The organism is Paenisporosarcina sp. TG20 (assembly GCF_000286315.1).
Classification (GTDB): domain Bacteria; phylum Bacillota; class Bacilli; order Bacillales_A; family Planococcaceae; genus Paenisporosarcina.
Genome location: NZ_ALJG01000281.1, coordinates 1 through 16,576 on the forward strand (window position 1 = coordinate 1; position 16,576 = coordinate 16,576).

Annotated in this window: 23 protein-coding genes; 1 reads left to right on the forward strand and 22 read right to left on the reverse strand. The window is 34.3% G+C overall.

The genetic code is table 11. From position 1 onward, the window contains the following. Positions 1–266: 266 nt before the first annotated feature. From B371_RS0108875 to B371_RS0108950, 16 genes are all read right to left on the reverse strand, one after another. Positions 267–1,241 (reverse strand): nucleotidyltransferase domain-containing protein, encoded by a 975-nt coding sequence (locus B371_RS0108875; RefSeq protein ID WP_019413958.1) that lies wholly within the window; start codon positions 1,239–1,241, stop codon positions 267–269. Positions 1,242–1,378: 137 nt separating this feature from the next. After that, the gene (locus B371_RS0108880) at positions 1,379–1,810 is read right to left on the reverse strand and encodes a GNAT family N-acetyltransferase (protein ID WP_019413959.1); all 432 of its coding nucleotides are present in this window, start codon (positions 1,808–1,810) and stop codon (positions 1,379–1,381) included. Between the two features lie 77 nt (positions 1,811–1,887). Continuing rightward, the gene (locus B371_RS0108885) at positions 1,888–2,436 is read right to left on the reverse strand and encodes a 2'-5' RNA ligase family protein (RefSeq protein WP_019413960.1); all 549 of its coding nucleotides are present in this window, start codon (positions 2,434–2,436) and stop codon (positions 1,888–1,890) included. Between the two features lie 160 nt (positions 2,437–2,596). Then, positions 2,597–3,004, reverse strand: a complete 408-nt coding sequence (locus B371_RS0108890; RefSeq protein WP_019413961.1) for a hypothetical protein — start codon at positions 3,002–3,004, stop codon at positions 2,597–2,599. A 97-nt stretch (positions 3,005–3,101) separates the two neighbouring features. Further along, the gene (locus B371_RS0108895) at positions 3,102–3,659 is read right to left on the reverse strand and encodes an ATP-binding protein (RefSeq protein WP_019413962.1); all 558 of its coding nucleotides are present in this window, start codon (positions 3,657–3,659) and stop codon (positions 3,102–3,104) included. A 189-nt stretch (positions 3,660–3,848) separates the two neighbouring features. After that, complete coding sequence (locus B371_RS0108900) at positions 3,849–4,424, reverse strand: histidine phosphatase family protein (protein WP_019413963.1); 576 nt, start codon at positions 4,422–4,424, stop codon at positions 3,849–3,851. Positions 4,425–4,562: 138 nt separating this feature from the next. Next, positions 4,563–4,742 carry a hypothetical protein gene (locus B371_RS0108905; protein ID WP_019413964.1) on the reverse strand — a complete coding sequence of 60 codons (180 nt, stop codon included), beginning with the start codon at positions 4,740–4,742 and terminating at the stop codon, positions 4,563–4,565. A 345-nt stretch (positions 4,743–5,087) separates the two neighbouring features. Then, the gene (locus tag B371_RS0108910) at positions 5,088–5,789 is read right to left on the reverse strand and encodes an ankyrin repeat domain-containing protein (protein WP_019413965.1); all 702 of its coding nucleotides are present in this window, start codon (positions 5,787–5,789) and stop codon (positions 5,088–5,090) included. Between the two features lie 209 nt (positions 5,790–5,998). Beyond that, positions 5,999–6,214 carry a hypothetical protein gene (locus B371_RS0108915; protein WP_019413966.1) on the reverse strand — a complete coding sequence of 72 codons (216 nt, stop codon included), beginning with the start codon at positions 6,212–6,214 and terminating at the stop codon, positions 5,999–6,001. Between the two features lie 20 nt (positions 6,215–6,234). Then, the gene (locus B371_RS0108920) at positions 6,235–6,933 is read right to left on the reverse strand and encodes an alpha/beta hydrolase (protein ID WP_019413967.1); all 699 of its coding nucleotides are present in this window, start codon (positions 6,931–6,933) and stop codon (positions 6,235–6,237) included. A 104-nt stretch (positions 6,934–7,037) separates the two neighbouring features. Beyond that, on the reverse strand, positions 7,038–7,640 hold the full coding sequence (locus B371_RS0108925) for a uridine kinase (protein ID WP_019413968.1): 603 nt from the start codon (positions 7,638–7,640) through the stop codon (positions 7,038–7,040). A gap of 164 nt (positions 7,641–7,804) precedes the next feature. Then, positions 7,805–8,590: a PhzF family phenazine biosynthesis protein gene (locus tag B371_RS0108930; protein ID WP_019413969.1), complete on the reverse strand. Its 786-nt coding sequence runs from the start codon at positions 8,588–8,590 to the stop codon at positions 7,805–7,807. Between the two features lie 333 nt (positions 8,591–8,923). After that, complete coding sequence (locus B371_RS24055; RefSeq protein WP_026023011.1) at positions 8,924–9,103, reverse strand: hypothetical protein; 180 nt, start codon at positions 9,101–9,103, stop codon at positions 8,924–8,926. 16 nt (positions 9,104–9,119) lie between these two features. Then, the gene (locus tag B371_RS24060) at positions 9,120–9,284 is read right to left on the reverse strand and encodes a hypothetical protein (RefSeq protein ID WP_237721524.1); all 165 of its coding nucleotides are present in this window, start codon (positions 9,282–9,284) and stop codon (positions 9,120–9,122) included. A gap of 184 nt (positions 9,285–9,468) precedes the next feature. Continuing rightward, positions 9,469–9,663, reverse strand: a complete 195-nt coding sequence (locus tag B371_RS0108945) for a hypothetical protein (protein WP_019413970.1) — start codon at positions 9,661–9,663, stop codon at positions 9,469–9,471. A gap of 493 nt (positions 9,664–10,156) precedes the next feature. Further along, the gene (locus B371_RS0108950) at positions 10,157–10,735 is read right to left on the reverse strand and encodes a redoxin domain-containing protein (RefSeq protein ID WP_019413971.1); all 579 of its coding nucleotides are present in this window, start codon (positions 10,733–10,735) and stop codon (positions 10,157–10,159) included. Positions 10,736–11,157: 422 nt separating this feature from the next. Here B371_RS0108950 and B371_RS0108960 point away from each other — a divergent pair, with 422 nt between their 5' ends. After that, positions 11,158–11,481 (forward strand): CBO0543 family protein, encoded by a 324-nt coding sequence (locus B371_RS0108960; protein WP_192811901.1) that lies wholly within the window; start codon positions 11,158–11,160, stop codon positions 11,479–11,481. A 736-nt stretch (positions 11,482–12,217) separates the two neighbouring features. On the opposite strand, the gene B371_RS0108965 is transcribed toward B371_RS0108960, so the two are convergent. The 6 genes from B371_RS0108965 to B371_RS0108990 all read right to left on the reverse strand — a co-directional run bounded on the left by B371_RS0108965 (position 12,218) and on the right by B371_RS0108990 (position 16,163). Beyond that, positions 12,218–12,472 (reverse strand): hypothetical protein, encoded by a 255-nt coding sequence (locus B371_RS0108965; RefSeq protein WP_019413974.1) that lies wholly within the window; start codon positions 12,470–12,472, stop codon positions 12,218–12,220. Positions 12,473–12,691: 219 nt separating this feature from the next. After that, positions 12,692–13,339, reverse strand: a complete 648-nt coding sequence (locus B371_RS0108970; RefSeq protein WP_019413975.1) for a Type 1 glutamine amidotransferase-like domain-containing protein — start codon at positions 13,337–13,339, stop codon at positions 12,692–12,694. A gap of 124 nt (positions 13,340–13,463) precedes the next feature. After that, the gene (locus B371_RS0108975; RefSeq protein ID WP_019413976.1) at positions 13,464–13,997 is read right to left on the reverse strand and encodes a GNAT family N-acetyltransferase; all 534 of its coding nucleotides are present in this window, start codon (positions 13,995–13,997) and stop codon (positions 13,464–13,466) included. A gap of 62 nt (positions 13,998–14,059) precedes the next feature. Then, the gene (locus B371_RS0108980; RefSeq protein WP_019413977.1) at positions 14,060–14,467 is read right to left on the reverse strand and encodes a DUF5412 domain-containing protein; all 408 of its coding nucleotides are present in this window, start codon (positions 14,465–14,467) and stop codon (positions 14,060–14,062) included. A 743-nt stretch (positions 14,468–15,210) separates the two neighbouring features. Then, positions 15,211–15,768: a GNAT family N-acetyltransferase gene (locus tag B371_RS0108985; protein ID WP_019413978.1), complete on the reverse strand. Its 558-nt coding sequence runs from the start codon at positions 15,766–15,768 to the stop codon at positions 15,211–15,213. A gap of 44 nt (positions 15,769–15,812) precedes the next feature. Further along, a complete protein-coding gene (locus tag B371_RS0108990) occupies positions 15,813–16,163 on the reverse strand; it encodes a DUF1801 domain-containing protein (protein ID WP_019413979.1) in 351 nt (116 codons plus the stop codon). Between the last annotated feature and the right edge of the window lie 413 nt (positions 16,164–16,576).

The window sequence follows — 16,576 nt, forward strand, 5'->3', positions numbered from 1 at the left end:
ATATCTGCTGTATCATAACCTAGTGAATGAAACCGAGGATTGACGTGACTGTGTCACGTCAATCCTCGGTTTCTCTTATAGGCAATCTTACGGCTGGTATGCATCCTTCACTCCCCTACAACCCAAACGCATATAGTGTTTTGGATTTGGTGGACTAGAGAATTGATACTGACTTTATAGAAAATGGCGACCGAAGATGCTATTTCGGCCTTTCTTCCATTTTTTAAGATATTGTAGTTTCTTTAGGCTTTCTATAATTTTTTGTATTAAGCAAAGTTCGGTTTATAAGATAACGACAAAAGCTCCTCACTTAACCTACATAGTTCTGTAATTTGATGATTACTTAAAGGAACAAATCCTATTTTGGATAAACCTTTTTGTAAGGAGAAAGGTAAGTCGTGAAGATATTGTTCTATTGGCACTCCATTAGATGTTTCAAAATACAATCCTACTGCTTCACCATACATTTGCCATAACAGGTTGAGGGTGTCCTTATTAGTTAGAAGTCGTTGGATTTTCCTATCACATAACGTATCGTGAACTTTGGATAAATCACTATATGCTTGCCCCTGCTCCCTTAAATATTTCCTAAAGTTACGAAGTATTTGTGGAACATTTGTTAAATCTTCTGTTAAAGAAAATGGGGCGACACTTTTAAAGTCATGTATATGTTGTATTAGTTTTTCTATTTGGGGAAATAAGCTACCTGTTGAAAGTGTGTTATGATTCATAAATAAGTACAAAAATCCAGCTTCTGACCAGGCTCCCATCGCAGCAAAGTTTGCTGAATGGTAATTCTTTGTCTCTATAGATTCGATGGCAAACTTAATTCTTTCTCTAACTATTTTAGATACTTGATCAATTATCTTATTCTTGCCATTAGTAGAGTTAAAGTAAGCAGTTGCCGCTTCTTGTAGCTCCCTATAAGATCCATTAGTATCCTTAATAATTTCCTGCTCAATTATGAACCTGTATTCCCAAGGAGAATGTAGAATTGCTTGTTCATTTGGTATATCACTTATATGTACTATTTCCAATTGAATAATCTCACCACTAGTTAAAATATCCATTTTGCTAGAAGGGAAATTATCGTTACTATATACAGTCAGATCAATGTCACTATACGTATCAGCATCGCCTCTACCAACAGACCCACCAACACAGGCATAAACCACGTTAAAATTCGACTCACCAATAAAATTAGTAGCAATTTGAATCAATTCCTTGCTTCTATTTTGCAATATAAACTCTCCCTCGTTTGGATCTTTAGTTTAATAAGAAAGATGCCTTTACCTTCTCGAGGTAGATGTTATTAAATTCGAAATATGGTAATGTTTCAATGTTCATTTCTTCTCCTCCACAGGCCCCTAAGTAGCTTTTACAATGTCTTTCTAAAAGAAAAACACCATTTATCATATTGAAGTTTCTCTTCATAGAACCGGTGAGCATCTACTCTTTGCATTCCTGATTCTAAAGCTACATAGGCAGCTCCATTTTCTTTTGCCCAAACGTGAATGTAGTTTAATAGTTTCTCCCCATATCCATGAGAACGTTTAGCAACATCTGTCACTAAGTCGTGTATGAAAACGTGGCGTTTGTTGTAAAAATTAACTCTCATGCTTAAGCCAACCAATGCTACAATTTTATCTTCTACAAATAAAGCGAAAAGCCGATATCCTTCTGCTTCCATTTGACTGAGCAATTCAAGATAACTATCTATCGTCAAGTCTGATCGCAGCTGATTCATAATTGGAAAAGCTTCGTTCCATTGTTCTATGGTTGTTAATTCAACAATGTGTTCTTTTGACATGTTCTTATTTCCCTTCAGTAACTCTTAACTCTGCCGTTGTTTCAATAAACTCTATGTATTTACATTGTTCCACGCTTTCAATAATGTACCTCTTTTAACTTCTTAGAATAAATAATTGGTGCTTTATTTTGTTGAGACACATCAATTATAGCTATTTCAGTTATCTTTCCATTTATGGTGCCGCTCCTCTTTGAACAATAATTAAAAGCAGCTAGCAGTTTTTCTGATGATAACCTATTAGCTAAAGTACAGTGTGGTATCCACTTATCAGGTAAATACATTGAATTAGGATCATCATTAAACCGTTCAAAGTTTTTATGATGATTAGTATGGAGTTCAATCAATTCCCTTGTGACAGTAGGTGAATAAAACAAGGCACCACTATTCAGAAATGAGCCAATTGCATTAAACGTTATATTAATAGACGGACTATCATGATAAATTTTATCCATATGTTTTATATAATTGGTTTGGTTAATATCGTGATAACTTGCCAAAGTAATGTGAGGTCGTCGATTTTCTACTTCGTATGCATAAAAGGATATTTCCTTTTCTCTTAACTCTTGCCATATTTCTGTAATCACTTTCTCCGTCTTTTCATCAAATATAGCTATTACTCCATACATACTTACCCACCTCCACTTCATAACCCGAACAAGTCAGTTGATTATACTATTTTCTTCCAATCTGATCGGTCACCATATTTCCTTTTCAACAAATCGGTACCCTCCAAAAGAGTTTTTAGGTTGATTGTTTAACTACCCTAGTTGAGTCATTAAGAAAGTCTCATCCCTCTACCAATGCCAAATATTTTTTCTGTTTTTGGTTGTATTCGACTATTAGAAATCCTTTATCTCCTTTTACTGAAAATATAATGGCTCCTATTGGCAACTTACTTGCAGTGCCATTTGTAAAATCATTTGGATTCTTTGTACTCTTCGTAATCTCACCGATTTGAATGTTCTTAGTTAATTCTAGTTCCTCCACCCAGTCGATATCAGTTTGATAAATAAGGTCTTCCCACTGAAATATATCTGCGTCTGATTGAATCCTAAGTGCTTCGTTAGCATCAGGATGTTCCGTTGTATATACAGTTAAAATTTCTTTCTCAGCGCTTACGTTCGAACAGCCTGAAGTAACCGGTACAAGAATACTTAATATAAATGGAATAACTATCACACTTTTAAATGACAAAAGACTTCACCCCTTTAATAATCAGACGTTTTAGTATTATTAAGAGTTACATGTTCAAGACTGTCCTATGAGCAAATTTACACAACTCCCCCATCAATCAGTTGGAAATACTACTAATAATTTTTTGAATGACAGAGTGAACTTCATTCACGTTTTGGATTACAAATAAATGGTCCGCTTCACCATCTTCAGGCTCTATTACATCGCCTTTATTAGTCTCATCCTGCTGCCGAGTAAGCACTTCCTTAAAAGTTGAAACGGTTTGTAATATCTCTGTACTACGTTGACTTTTCGCAATCCGCTCCATAAGAACATGTTGCGGGATATCAAATGTCACTAAAATGCTAGTAAATCCTTTGTTATGAAAGTGTTCAAGTAGTTTTAAACGACCTTTTCGGTTACGATTTGAGTTGCACAGAATGACGTGGCAATTAGTCTCATTTACTGCAAAATCAACAATCGTTTGTGTAAGAGCGTATTTGATATTATTAGGTCCTTGTTTTGGTGTTAACCTTTGATAGTAGGTGTTGAGAAATTCAGCGTGGTTATCTTGATCAATCACAACTGAGTTGGGTATCTCTTTTTCTAATGATTTTGCGAATGTAGTTTTACCACTATGAGTTTTACCCACTGTCATAATTACGAATCTATTCATGTATGCGACTCCTACGTCTAAAATTTTGGTTTAATTTTTTGTTGATTAGCATCATCACGTGTTTTATTTACCTATTGGATAGGGATAAAAATTACGTATATTATATATATATCTACCAATTTTCCCTTCTAACGTGTCTGACAGTATCTTTGTATTGCTAAAGAGTTAATAGCTTATAGTAGTAAAAGATTATAAATCTATTTTAATCCACCCGGTTTCTTTAAGAAAATCTTCTCGTGATAATTTTAGACCAGAAATAAATTGTCTGTATGCAGTAATTGTTCCATCATGTGAAACAATATATATTCTCTTAGTGTCTTGTTTTTTGTACCATTCAAGGAAATCTTCCGCTAGAGCATTAAACTCAAAGTCATTTAATGTATTTAAGCCTTTTGACCACAATTGATTTGATGAGTTTGTATCAATAAAAAAACTTGGAAAATCTTTTTTAATGCTTTCCTTTGTTAATAGCACATCACAAGGAAGGGTCTTAGAATTCGGTTTTTGAGGAAACATCCTTGGAGATACCAACGGGGTTACTATTTTCTTGCAATTTACATCGTCACTCCAAATTAAAGCTGTTTGCAACGCTCTTCTTATGGGGCTAATAACGACTATGTCATCTTCTGTTAATGGTAATTGTTCTCTAAGTTCCTCTGCTTGGAGTATCCCATTTTTAGTTAATGCTGGATCAGATGTATCTAAACTTTGAGGTAAATCTAGGGTATGTTCACCTTGACCGTGTCTAACAAAAAACAACTCCATTCTATCTCCTCCAGTGAAATATTAAGGGAAACGGTATCACTTGTTCAAAGAATAGTACCTGTTTAAAGCCACTCCCAATTGTATTATAACCAATTTTTTCTAAACAAAAAAGGTTACCGAGTGATCGGCAACCTTTGATTAATTTAATTCTTTAATTTTTTGAGGATTGGCTCTATAATAATCTCTAAGCTGTTCTTGTTGTTTCTCGTATTTTGCAATAAACTTAGGTGGAAGTTCTGAAATTTTTGGCCCTTTATCTTTCAAAACGATACCTTGTGTTTTAGAACGTTGATATGTTTTTGCTAAAAGTCCTGCCATTTACAATCCCCTCCAAAATCTTTTTATATATTATACTCAGTATACCCTAAAAACGTACCTTTAACACTTATCTAAATATAATTTGTAATACTCTAAATTCAGAACATTTTCTTTTTCATCCTCATATTGATACATAGCAGTAACGATTTCACCTTCTTCACGTTCTTCGGAATTATTGAACATTAAAATTGATACAAAAATATTAGATTTTTGTAAATAACCGAACGTGCATGCTGCTGATTTATTAGACAGTCTTACAAAATCTTCTAAAACAACGCACTGTATAGAATTTCACACTATATTACGGAGTTGACTGAATTTAGGGCCAATGGATCCCTGATCTGGTTATCTCGCCCCTGCTTTCATCAAAATTCCCTCAATTTCTTTGTAGCCTTTTTTTCGTGCATGTTGTAATGGAGTCACATCATTTTTATCTGAAATATTTACATCTGCTCCAAACTCCACCAGTAATTGTACTGTTTGCTGCTGTTTTTCGTTTCCATCATTCAAAATAATGGCTTCCAATAAGGCCGTCCAACCAAGGTTATTGACATGATTAACATCAATATCAGTATGGGTAAGAAGTTCTTTGACCACATTCACATATCCGTGTTCAGAAGCTGGGATCAAAGCTGTGCCTCCATATCTATTAGTAATTGTGGGGTCAGCACCTGCATCTATCGTAAGTTTAAGGATATCAAAGTATCCTTCCGCCCCCGAATATAAGAAGGGATTATTTTGCATGTCATCCTGGATGTTGACGTCCGCACCCGCTTCAATCAAAACTTTTGCGGTTTCGATATCATTGTTATATGTTGCGATCATGGTGGCAGTTTGTCCCTTTGAATCCTGTACATTGATATTAACATCTTCTTTTATTAATCTGCGTATGGTGTCAGTCTCTTTACGCTCCGCTGCTTGAATTAGTTTTTCGTTCACTATTTTCGCCTCCTTTTCCTGTTTTTCAGGTACTCTTTTGTCATTTGAAACGCACCCTTGAAGTAAGAGAATGCATCCAATGATACTAATTACAAACCACTTCCACATAAAATACACGTCCTATTATGATTTATTATTGTGCTTGCTCTCGGCCAATCTCATTGTAAAGAAATTTTATACTGTCTTATTTTTTATGAAAAACCGGGCAAAGTGACGTTCGGTCCTTTTAAGAAAGTACAAATGATTTAAGCATCAGTTGAAAAGGATATTCCAAGCTGTATCAAATTTAATTTCCAGGTCACGTCTTAATTTTTAGTTTATAGTGCTGCAGTCCAAAGTAACCTAGAAACCGTATTCGATAAACTTGAATTGATTAATTCATTTCCCGAAAAACATATCCGCGTATCTTTGAGAATTTCTAAGTAGGATTCTGGTAATGTGATTTTAAGTTTTTGATTTACTTTTTCTAGTAACTTGTCTGTTAATAGCTTTAATTTGTAGTAATCGTCATCTTGCCAAATACTAAATCCCAATTAACTCACCTCATCAAATTTTAATTTAATTTAATGAACATACTCCCTTTTGCGTAATAAATGGAAATAAATCCTCTATTTTTTAGAAAAGAAATTATTTTAGGGACTCTTTCTCTAAAGTTCAAATAGCTATGTTCCGTATCGTTAATCATTTCAAACTTTGCATTGGGTATCTTCTTTTTCAAGAGTTCATAAACCGCTTTATTTGAATCAAAAAATTCCTTATTTATTATTTCATTATCCCCCGCTTCCTTAGTTCCACAGTCTAAGTAGAAACTTTCAATTAATGATAAATCCGAATCCTGTATTAACTTTTCAATTTTCTCTTTTATCGTCCGATAAGTATTGTCTATTGATGGCTTTAGTTCATTCACGATAAAATCTACATACTGGATCCCTTTACCACCTGATAAACTAGCCGAGCCTAAAATTTTCTTGCTATATTCCCCATTAAACCAAGGACAATATTCATTTAATCGTTTTTCGCTATTTTGGTCAATCCCGACAACGATAACTTCTAATTCATTTTCATCTAAGTAGCTTTCAAGTTCCAAAGATGTGCCACCAATTGCATCATTGTCCTGAAAAACATTTTGTCCGTCATGCATATACAACACGGGGTAACTCTTATTTTCCTTATGATAATTTTTAGGAAGATATACCCTAATCAATCTTTCTTGTTTGAATGCAGTTATATATACTGGAAAGATCTCTATCAAGACTATTCTTCCTTTCGAAACTGTTTCTGAATTGGAAAGCTTTAATAACTTAAAGCCTGCATGTCTGTGTGGGGAAACACTATTTAATTTATAGAGTTTAAGAATTACCTAGTTCCATCAACGACGAAATCCGCTCTTTCACGTGGTTTACATGCTTCCATATAAATGTCTTCAGATACCATCCAATTCTTTACCCACATGTCACGGGCATTTTCGCCGTCTCTTTCCAGTCCTCTAGAAAGTCTTGTTTCTCTTGGACACTCCATCCAAATCTTAAAATCGTAGTAATTTGCTAATTCTTTGCGGGTCGCATACACGCCTTCTATTATTACAATGCTGCCACAAGGAATTGTATGCCATTCTTCTAACTTGTCATTATCCCAATCATAACGCTGATAACTTGCTTCTTGTGCATTCATTAAAGGTTCTAATACTTGCTTCAATACACGTGGCCAATCATAGTCTGCACCGATTGGTTTTTGGCTTGGGTGATCATTACTAATTTGAGAAGATGGCAGATAAAAATCATCCATATGAACAATATCCACATGAGAGAATTGCTCTTTTAATTTTTGGGCAATTGTACTTTTACCTGAACCTCCACAACCATCAATACCAATTAATAATGTTGATTGTTTACGTTCATTTTTTCTAATAGACTCTACTAAATGTTCAAATTCATTAAGTGTCACTTTTTGTTCATCCATACCTTTATTCCTCCGATCTTAATACAAACCTTTTCCGGCTGGTCAAAAATAAAGATAAATCTTTTTCCTTCAACGAAAAAATTGAGGTAACATAATTTAAATCAATTTTTACGAAAGAGTAATAAGGACGCGATTTCATGATAGCGGAATTAGGTTTATTAGTATTAAACAGTCAAATTCCCTTCAAATACTGTAACTACTTTTCCAGATAGTAAAACTTTATCGCCAACAACTTTAACTCTTAAAATACCGCCTCTATTGGAAGCTTGGTAAGCAGTAAACTCACTTTGTTGTAATTTTTCTTTCCAGTATGGACCTAGGCAACAATGTGCAGAACCAGTCACGTAATCCTCATTTAGGCCTTGTGCTGGTGAAAAGAATCGTGAAACAAAATCATATTCACTTGAATTCGATTGACTAGTGACAATAACTCCCCTAGCTGGTAATTGTGCAATTAGGTCTATCCGAGGTTTCAAATCCCTTACAATAGCTTCAGATTTTACTTCCACCAAGTAATCTAATTGGTTTTTCCCAACATATATGGGCTCAACACCTAAAGCCTCAATTAATAAATCAGGAGCAATCGACTTCTCTTCAAGAATCGATGGAAACTCTAATTGAACCCATTCATCTACAAATCGGGATTTGAGAATACCACTTTTTGTATTAAAGCTAATCGTTTTGTCTTTTTCCACGTATCCGTTTTCCCATAAAAAAAATGAACTTGCTAATGTTCCGTGTCCACAAATAGGCATTTCTATAGAAGGAGAAAACCAGCGTAAATGGTAATCATTTTTATTGTGATAAATAAAAGCAGTCGCCGGTAAATTCACCTCTTTTGCAACATTCTGCATCCAATCAACATCCTTTTCTTCACTTAACAGACATACAGCGGCCGGATTTCCTTTAAAAGCTTTTTCTGTAAACGTATTAAAGCTTGATAATTTCATTTTGACTCCTCCGTTTGGTCTTCTTTTTAATTTTAAACATGTCTCTATTATAACTAGATTTACTTAGTACTACTAAGGTGTATGATAATCTTATTTCACAAAAAGAGGTAAGAATGGTAACCGTTGCCCAGAGGAATATATTATGAAAAGAGTTATAATACTGTTTTTTATGTATTCCTATCGGGGGTGTAGAAAAGATCATGATTCAATTCCATCACGGAAAAAAAGGATAAAGTATGCTTCATCCCTCATCATTCTTATTCGATTGTACCAAAAGGAGGTCTCTAAAGAATATCGTACCAGGGAAGATATATCTGATAATTCTAATTATTATTAAAGTTTTTCTATTATGGGTGTTACCCACTGAGGAATATGATTTGATTGAAATGCAATGTTTCCTTGAGACGTTTCTAAGATAAGTTCACCATCTAAAGTTTGAAGTAGATTATCACGAGATTTCGTGTGTCTTCTTAAAATGTCTTCAGTTGGAATATGATGACCTCCATTTTTCACACGTAAAGCAACCCTCTCAATATTTTTTATTTACTTCTTTCAAGCCAAGAAAAAACATAATAATTTCATAGCCATTTTCTTTAGCCTGTTTCATTTGGTTAATGGCATTTTTACCAGCCAGTGTAGTTTCAATGGAAAAGCTTTTTTCCTCTTTAATACACTCCCGTACTGTCTTGATCACTAATTTACCAGCTGCTAATCTCTTTAATTCTGGATTGCAAGGATCTAATCTTCGTGCAATGGCATCAGGATCAATATTAATTTAAATTCCCAACTTATCGATTATCAGACTTCGGAAGGTACTTTTCCCACTGCCGTTACTGCAAAGACATACATTAAAGGATTCTGAACCTTAGTCATATGTCTTATCCATTATGTTCTTTTTCAAACGGAACAATGCTTCCATTTGGATATTCTTTAACCCAACCATTTTCAGTATTGTAGATGATATAAGTGTTATTTGCTTTGGCATCTATTTTAGCTCGTTCGCCCGTCATTTTCACCCATTTATCAATCCAATAAAATTTTCTTTCCTTTGAATATCCGCTATCTTCTAACAAATGGTTCACCGCCTTTTTTACTCTTTATTTAAGTTTATCACAGCACTTTATTCCACACCCAAAATATACACTCCATTTCAAGGACGCTAACTTTCTTATTGCCCATATAAGAATATCATCCCAGGGACAAACATAATTGCTCCTCAAATTGTGAGTGTCCCTGGGACGATAGATCTGAACTTGAGACACAATTGCTCTTCAAATTGTGGATCAGGTTCTCGGTGGATGCATCAGTAAGATTATATCCCCTGGGTTTACGGGTCACTTCGGATTGCAAATCCTGCTGTATCATAACCTAGTGAATGAAACCGAGGATTGACGCGACTGTGTCAATCCTCGAGTTCTTTTAAAGGTCTTATCGCAGGTATGCATCCTTCGATCCCCCACAACCGAAACATACAAAGTGTTTTGGATTTGGTGAACTAGAGAATTGACACTAACTTTACCTACTGAGCATATATCACATATTCAGCTGTAGTAGAATTGGACTCACTTATTCAAGGGTTTTAACCAATTCTTTCAATAATTTTTCATCTACTGGCCCTCTAATCAGATGGGCAATGGTCCCATCCGTATTAATCATATACGTCGTTGGAAGTGGGATAATCTGGTATGCATCCATTGCTTTCCCTTCTACATCAAGTGGAATAGGGAATGTTAAACCGTAGGAGTCAACGAATTTTTTCACTATTCCAGGTCTATCAGCTGTCGTCATATTAATAGCAATAATTTCGACGTTTGCCGAATCTTTATTTTTCTTATAATAATTTTCCATATGTGGCATTTCAGTCTTGCACGGAGCACACCATGTTGCCCAAAAATTAAGAATTACTTTTCTGCCTCTATAATTCGATAACTTTACCATATCTCCATTAAGCGTAGAAAGTTCAAAGTCAGGTGCTATATCCCCTTTTTTAAGCCCTGATTCTTCTTTAAAAGAAGTATCTATCGTGGTTACAGTTGCAAAACTTTCGTTAGGTTCCATCTTCTCAACATTTGATTTCACAGTTAAAAAAAGCAGTGTACCAATGATTAAACCAGTGAAAATCAAGCCTAAATTTTTTTTAGTCAAAATTACTCCTCCGATTAGTACTGTTCTTATTTTTAATTACTTCCTCACTAGATGTGTATAGCTTGCTCACTTTACTGACCACTTATGTGGCTTTGTCTCCATTATGTGTGCTTATTTAGAAGGATAACAATTAATCTCTCAAGCAAGTATAAATACAGCAAATGTTTATTGCATAAGAATGGTTAATTTTGGGGATAATACTTGATAAAGGTTCTATTAATATCAAGAGGTGGCGTATGTATTTATTATTAGTGTTAGTTACTCGGACTTTATTTGCTTATAAATTTATTGATTGGTCACGTGTCAAAGAGCAATATCCTACGATTTTATTTTTCATTGCCATAAACATGACGTATAACACTATTTAGCATGATCAATTACTTTGGGCTTTTCAGGGAATCACTGCAGAATGGTTAAACCATATGACGATAAATTTATTTTTCACGTTTTTTATATGTCCGGTGACCCTAATTATTTTTTTCCAGCGAATGCCTACAGCTCGAAATGCAAAAATTACCTATATAGCAGTTTGGGTGATTTTTTATACCATTATTGAGGCGTTATTTGCTCATAAAGGAATGTATGTATACGGAGAAGGATGGAATAGCTGGCATAATATTTGGTTAAATGGCTCATTGTTTATGTTTTTACTCATCCATTATAGAAGACCTGCTTTGGCAATTATTCTTCTTTTACCAGCAGCAGTAATTTTCTATATCTTGTTCCCAGTTCCGCTTATTGAATAATCGATTCTAGAGGTGAGATTCTTTATGTTGGTCCAAAATGTTTTGTCCACACCAGTCTTTTTGTTACTACTGCTTTCAACCTATATATCCATGGCGCTCTATTTAGTTAGACTCGAGAAAAGAAAATCTAAAAAAAATTGATGATAACAGTTTAAACAAGCCGAAATACGCAAGTTTCCTAAGTGAAACTTGATATTTTGGCTTGTTCCTTTTAGATCCTACTACTTATGATAAGGTTCAGCGTAACAATTCTAAATGAGGTACTTTGCACACATCCTTAGAACTGATTCTATACGCCAAATATTACATACACCTTTACTCTAATCCCTGAAATGAAAGGAGCAGCCTTCTGGAAATCCTACAAAACTTTTCTTCCGGGATAAAAAGCAATATCAACCATATTAAATATCCAATAAATAAAAAACAAGCTAACGGTATCTTATAAATAGTTTGATTTTTTGGATCTGAATAATTACTTTTGTTTATGTACTTTCGAAAATATCGGTCATTTTTATCATCACCCCGGACCTAGTAATTTGTTTTAATTAGCAGTTCATAAGATTTATTCTAATATTAACACAAAATATACCAATTAAATGGTAATAGGTATGGATAAATATTTATTAAAGAAAGATCCTAATTCAATGTCACGACAAAAAGAGAGATAAAGTCAATGCTTTACCCCTCATCATTCTTATACGATTGTGCCAAGATGAGTTCTCTAATAATTCCCACCTTACCTGAAAGTCATTAGGTTCGTTTCTTTCTGTCTTTTTCTAGTTCGATATGCAAAGAAAAAAGCTAATAATGGCAGAAATGCAAGTATCCGAAACCAATTTTCTGCACCTAAGAAGTACAGTGATGGTAGTACTAGGGCAATTCCACTACTTAATAATGCTTTCCAAGACTGTTTGCGTATACCTGATATAAATAATATTGCTGAGACTCCAATCAATAACCAAAACATAAAACCAGCCCAATAGAAATCCATTTACTCCCTCCCTTTAATTTCACTCTTATACCTATTGTATTAATTTTTTTGTCGAAAATGCTTATTCACATAATGAGGAAGGCTTATTTACTAAATAAACATGCGTCCGCTACCCATCCATGTAACGGGAATATGTACTTATACATCAAGATATTATGACAGATGTAGAACCATACGAGGCTCGGTATCGGGTTGATCACTTCGACTTCCGTAACGGTATTATATTTCTAGGTTAATCGTAACCAATCCTGTTCCTTCCTTTTCTGAAAAGGATTCATTTAAAAAATACAAACCAACATCGTCATCTATTCCATATCCCACTGATACTTTAGTTTTAGATAAAGCTGATTTTAAATTACTTTCTTCTTTCCATTTAGTAAAATGAACGCTTATAACACAATTACTAATAAGTCCTAATCCATTAAGAAATAAGTGTTTATTTTTAGGCGTATCGATTGGTGGGATTACACAGTTTCTTGGACTAATTAATGCACCTGCTGAAAATCCTGCTACTGGAACACCCTGTTCATACATTTCTTTAATATGCTTACCGATATCTGTGTCAACAATATAGTCACGATAAAGCTCTGTTTTACCACCGCCAATAACTATTCCTGTACAAGAAACTAATTCCTCAATGGTACTTTTTGAAGGAATTGGAGAAAGTGGAAGATAAACAAATTTCACTAATCCATTGGTCTCTAATACAGAAGTATATTTTTTCATATACTCTTTCCAACCATCTCTTTCAAGAAATAAAACCGCTACCTTCCCTTTATTGTTGCAGCAAAAATCCGCAAACTTTCTGCCAAGGTGTTTTCCAAAAGGTGGACTTCCCCCAAACAAGAATAGATGTTTATTTTTCATCATTTCAACTCCCATTAGGACTGTGTACTCTATTAGATCAAATTTAATAGACTATCTCTCAAGTCCAGAATGTATATTATTTATTATTATGCATTTGTAATGAGCAACGTTTAAAGACTACCAGTCATTTTATATATTCAAGCAGCCAACAATCTTGGTATTCTCCTTCGTGAAGTTCACGTTTAGGAAGAAGTCGAACTTTTTTAAATCCACACTTTTCATAACATTTTATCGCTCTTACATTTCTAGATTGAGGATCCATAACTACTCGATCTGCTTTTTTTTGCTCGATTAAATAATTAACCATGGATTTAACAAGTAACGTTCCAATTCCTTTATCCCAATACTCTACTTCACCTATGAATTGGTCAGTGCCATAAACCTTTTCATTTAAATATCCATACTCTTTTTTCGTCTCATCATCTAATTGATAAAATTGGATATATCCTATTTCATTTTCTTCAAACTCTATAATACATTTGACTTCATCAACATCTTCTGAGGAATAAAATGCTTTATTCACTTTATCTAAATCAAAAGGATTGTCCCTTCCTTCATAAAACTCAAGGACAGATGGATCAGAAAGCCATTTGACTAATAGGATATTATCCTTTTCTTCTAATTTCCGAACTTTTAAATGCCCATTTTGAAACAACACAATATATCCCTCATTTTATCTATTATTCTGTTTCTAAGTTCATGAGTTTAAATACTCATTGTCTAGTTATTCCGCCAATCGAATTTATCATTGGGTACATCAAGTGTATGTCCATTAATGATTACAGTATCATTGTCAGTCCAGGAAATATCCGCAGTTTCCTGACGATAATTCCAATAAATATTTTTCCTCTTATTACTTTTTTCATTAAATACCAGTTCACCTCGTACTGCATAAGCAGTTGTGGCTCCACCATTCGTGTCATATGCTTTTAACGTGTAAGTTCCATCAGGTGAAGTTTCTTCCGTAAGAAATTCTCCAGTTGGCAGTCTATTCATATCGAAAAACGCCCAATACACGCCATACCCAAGGAGTCCTAGCAACAGCAGACCTCCAATAAGGAACACCCTTAATACTTTTTTATAAATTTTTTTCTTCTCAACCTTGATATCAGCGTTAATATCCATCATATTAGTCCTCCGATTAAAGCCACTCTCTATGACGATTTTAACATAAAACTCCAATTTTTTATGTGGAATTTACTGATTAACGATCAACTAACTAACTATCGAATGATCGGAAACAGAATTAATGGTTTATCGTTACTGCTTTTGTGTATTGGTTGCAACTTTCTCGATTTGGTTGCAACTTTCTCAATTTCGTTGCAACTTTTTTGATTTGGTTGCAACTTTCATCATTTGGTTGCAACTAACCAATTATCTCCTAATTTCCACATGATTTCTTTCACAAAAAACGCAGCCCTTCGCGAATGCGTGGGGCTGCCTAGCTAATTATGGTTTGTGTTTTACTTTTCCATCACAGTGATCATGTGTTTTCTGTGTCAAATAGTAGTTTCATTGTGAGATTGGGAATGGTCGCAAAATCTCAAAATAGGATAATATCAGTCAGCACACACTATCGTGTGTTTGGAAACAGACTTAATGCTACTTCGTTGCAACTTTTGTATATTGGTTGCAACTATCTCGATTTCGTTGCAAGTTTTTTGATTTGGTTGCAACTTTCTCGATTTGGTTGCAACTAACCAATTACCTCCTAATTTCCACACGATTTCTTTCACAAAAAACGCAGCCCTTCGCGAATGCGTGGGGCTGCCTAATTATGTTTTGTGTTTTGACTATTAAAACATAGTGATCCTGTGGATGAATTTCGATGTTTAATTGAATTCTCAAAGTTGCTGCTGTTTGTATTATGGCTATTTTTGATATAGCTCCTGATATTCGTGCTGGAGTATACTCATAACTACTGAATTATGATATTTATGATTATAATACACATTCTCTCTTTTGATTCCTTCCCTTTTGAAGCCTATTTTTTCATAAACATGAATGGCCCGATCATTAATCGAGTGAACATCTAATTCAATTCTATGTAGGTTTAATATTCCAAAACCGTAGTCTAACATTAGTTTTATGGCTGGTGTCCCATAACCCTGTCCTACATATGAATCGAAAATTGCTATTCGGAAATTCGCATCTCGATTGCTTGTATCATGCATCTCGTTTAATGCTACGTCTCCTACTAATTGATCATCTTCTTTTCGAATGATTCCGAACCCGACTCTTGATTTATCTTGAGCAAAATGTTGAAAAGATTGTTCAATCTCCACTTTTGTAAATGTCCTCTGAGTCCCAGTGAGCCTTCGCATTTCAGTATCGCTATTAATTTTTTGATAAAGAATATCCGCATCCTGTAGCTCTAAAGGTCGTAAGTAAATTTTTTCATCTTCTAAGACTTTTACAATACCCGACATAGTAAAACGCTCCTTTCATTTGTGTTGGAGGTAATTTATCCACTCTACAATTCAATAGCTTCTTGAATTAACACTTTAAATTTTTCTGGTTGAATTTCTTCTAATTTTTTGATTCGAATATGACGCATTTGTTTGCCTGTTCCTTCAAGAAGATTTTCTTTATCTTTAAGGCTGGCCCCAAAATAAAATCCTAAATTAACATGTTTTTTGGAAGGTTGAAGATAACATACATTTCCACTTTGCGCCTGATATGATGGCATACCCCACTTGATATCCTCCATAAGGTGTTCGGATGTTTCAAATAGAAGGCTACGCAAAGATGTTGTGATTTCTTGAATGTTCTCTGGGAATGTTTCAATGAATTGATCAACTTTTTGGCTATTACTAGTCTCCATTTATCTACACTCCTTTTGAAGTCTTGATTATCCATTATTTAAGTATAAACCTTTTCAGTATCATACATATTTTAACATAAAACACTATAGGAAAATGAAACTGTAGGATATGGTGTTTGCAATCCAGCGTACCTGTTACCTGGAATAGCAGGATCATCAACTAAACACTATTTTGCTAATGAACGATTTTCTAATTAAACTTTAACTAAGTTCTTCATAGTATGGGTACTCAGCGGATCGCAGTGCATGTTCAAACATGTTAATTTGATTCCTCACTAATGATTCTACTTAAGTGGATTTTAACTAAGCGCTTCGTTAGTTGATTGTGGTTAATGTGTATTATTCTTTAACTAAAGCTAATTTCTCTTCTTTCGAACCAGGTGAATGATTGCAGTGAAAGGCGGCGACTCCAG